General features: G+C 33.7%; 3 protein-coding genes, 1 tRNA gene and 1 pseudogene. All 5 read left to right on the top strand.

The genetic code is table 11. From position 1 onward, the window contains the following. The first annotated feature begins 7 nt into the window (after nt 1-7). The 5 genes and pseudogenes from AC3ASS_RS13730 to AC3ASS_RS13710 all read left to right on the top strand — a co-directional run bounded on the left by AC3ASS_RS13730 (nt 8) and on the right by AC3ASS_RS13710 (nt 2,032). Nucleotides 8-90 (top strand) — tRNA-Leu (locus AC3ASS_RS13730). Between the two features lie 141 nt (nt 91-231). After that, a complete protein-coding gene (locus AC3ASS_RS13725; RefSeq protein WP_488284088.1) occupies nt 232-807 on the top strand; it encodes a tyrosine-type recombinase/integrase in 576 nt (191 codons plus the stop codon). Beyond that, nucleotides 804-1,148 (top strand): hypothetical protein, encoded by a 345-nt coding sequence (locus tag AC3ASS_RS13720; protein ID WP_488284087.1) that lies wholly within the window; start codon nt 804-806, stop codon nt 1,146-1,148. The genes AC3ASS_RS13725 and AC3ASS_RS13720 overlap by 4 nt, the downstream gene beginning before the upstream one ends. 169 nt (nt 1,149-1,317) lie before the next feature. Next, nucleotides 1,318-1,491: pseudogene (locus AC3ASS_RS13715) on the top strand (IS1595 family transposase); the annotation flags it as partial. Between the two features lie 130 nt (nt 1,492-1,621). Continuing rightward, nucleotides 1,622-2,032: a ClpX C4-type zinc finger protein gene (locus AC3ASS_RS13710; protein ID WP_488284086.1), complete on the top strand. Its 411-nt coding sequence runs from the start codon at nt 1,622-1,624 to the stop codon at nt 2,030-2,032. Nucleotides 2,033-2,500 lie beyond the last annotated feature (468 nt).

The raw sequence follows: 2,500 nt of genomic DNA, 5'->3' as shown, positions 1-2,500 counted from the left end.
ATATTACGCCGGTGTGGCGGAATTGGCAGACGCGCACGACTCAAAATCGTGTGGGCTTTGCCCGTGTGGGTTCGACTCCCACCATCGGCACTGAAAATAGGGAAAAGGCTTTAGGGACAAGGGTTCTCATTCAAATGAGGACCTTTTTTTATTTTTACCGAACACGACTTAAGCATAAAAAATCGTGTGCGGACAATCGTGTTCGGTGAGGTGAAATAAACAGTGAAAAGAATGGAAAATGAGAGAAAATTGCAGAGAAAGAGCAAGAGGGAGAGACGAGGAGAGCTGAGTCGTGAAGAGCTATTGCTAATATCTGACGACATCGTGGAAATTGAATACACGTTCGATGAATTGTTAGAGATATTTATTGAGGATTGCGAATTGAGGAATTTAAGAGAACATACAATTAAATATTACCGCAGTGAGCTAAATGCATTTGTAAAACTGCTAAAAGAGCAAGAAATCGAATTACGTGTAGGTGAATGGACAGGAGAAACCATTAAGCGAAATGTCATTATGTACATGATAGAAAAAGGTCTCAAGACAGTCAGTATCAATTCCCGTTTGAGAGCAATGAGAGCGTTTTTTAACTTTTTAGAAGGGCGAAATCTCATAAAAAGCAATCCGATGAAAGACATCAAATTGCTGAGGGATAGAAAAAAGATTGTAGAGACATTTGACAATCAGCAGATAAAGGCTTTATTTAAAGCATGTGCGAAATGTCTTCAACAGAGTTATTGTTTTATAAGGATAAAGAATTGTTGTTGTATAATATTTTGTAAAGAAAAAAGGGGGAGTCACTCATGAAAGAGGAAATCTTGTTATTGAAAATCCATAAAGCATTAAAAGAAGGTAAAGATTACTATGAAGCTACTCGTGGAAATTGGAAGATAAACAAAGGCAGAATTCCGTATATTCAATATGTCGTTGGAATTAGTGGCGGAAAAGTTGTTTGTGCATTTCAACCTTCAAAATGGGAAATTATAGAAGAGGGTTCTGAGAAGGGAAGAAAACGTTTTGAGGGCACTGAAGCTCCTTTGGAAATATTGAAAAAGTTACAAAAGGTAGAAGAAAAAGTGCTGAAAAAGTTTGGCCGTGGTAGTGCGGTTGCCTATATCACTCTTACTGAAATAGATAACATTTATTAAACTTTCGCTAAGTTTTAAGGATTATATGTTATCATTAGAGAGAAGGAATATTCTAACATCTGAAGAGAAATCATTGTAGGGTCTAATTTCCTTCATATGATTTTTCTTTTTTTATTTACATACGAAATAGAGGGATTCGATGTGAATACTGCATATCATACAAAATACTTTTAAAGGTGTGGTTACCAAATATCTTGATAATTACCTTGCTTGGTTCTTGTTTGTAGATAGCCGAAGTAATGAAAGTACAAAACACAATATTAAAGAATTTCTATTAACAACATTTTTATTTGAAATGACGGACACTTATGGTAGTGTGTGTCTGTCAAAGTTCAATGTTTAGTTCTTAATACTAAGAAGCCAGTTTAATCCAAAAATAATTTTTAAAAAAGTAGGAATATTTTATAGGTTTGAAGAATATACCTCATTAAATATGTATACAAATGTGTCATATAAAATGGGAGGTGTAAATAATGGAGCAAGATTTTCGCAAAAAAACCTTTCGAGGTGCAAAAATTGAAGATATTATCTTGGAATTAGAGAAACTAAGCTCATTATGTGAAGAAAAATCAAAAAGTAGTGACCAATTAGAAAGACAACGTTTTTATGAAGGAATGGCTATTGCTTATACAACTATTGCAGTGAAATTAAAAGGTGACTTCGATTATATTGATCCGAAAGTAATTGATGAACTGTACAGTTCCATAGAGAAAACTTCAATTCCAAATAATATAAACAATACACAACACGTTGAAACTTGTTCTTTTTGTCGCAGAAGTAAAGAAGAAGTCGGGGAATTAGCTATGGGACCAGGAGTTTCTATATGCAGTGAATGCTTAGAGTTTGGTGCAGAAGTTATTAAATCACATTCCACAGAAATTTAGATTCTACAACAGGTGTGTTACTTTAATAAAGATAGGGAAGCCTTCAATAATTTAGGTGTTTCCCTTGTTTTTTCTAATTATCAACAATAACATTTAACACAGCCAAAGGTAAAAAGTGAGTAAAAGAGTAAAATGCAGGAGAAAACCTCATTTTTTCTTGGACTTTAAAATGCAGAAAAAGAGCAAGGAAAAAAAATTGATTATAAATGAGAGAAGTATTAAAATTAAATTAGTCCGCAAAAAGGCTTGAGTCGTTTTCGGTTTTAAATTAATGAAGAATATAAATTTGAATAGAACCTTGAATAAATAAGGTTTTTTAATGCCTGATAAGAATGCACGAATTTGAATCGACTCAAAATCGTGTTCCCTCGTGGAGTGTCGGTTCGACCCTGACCACCGGTATCTTTATGTAAATTTTAGTGAAGATAAGAAATTCACGAAAGTCCAAAAATGTTGATGCATCAACTT

The organism is Bacillus sp. JST-5, from assembly GCF_057747715.1.
This window is presented reverse-complemented; position numbering and strand designations above follow the sequence as displayed.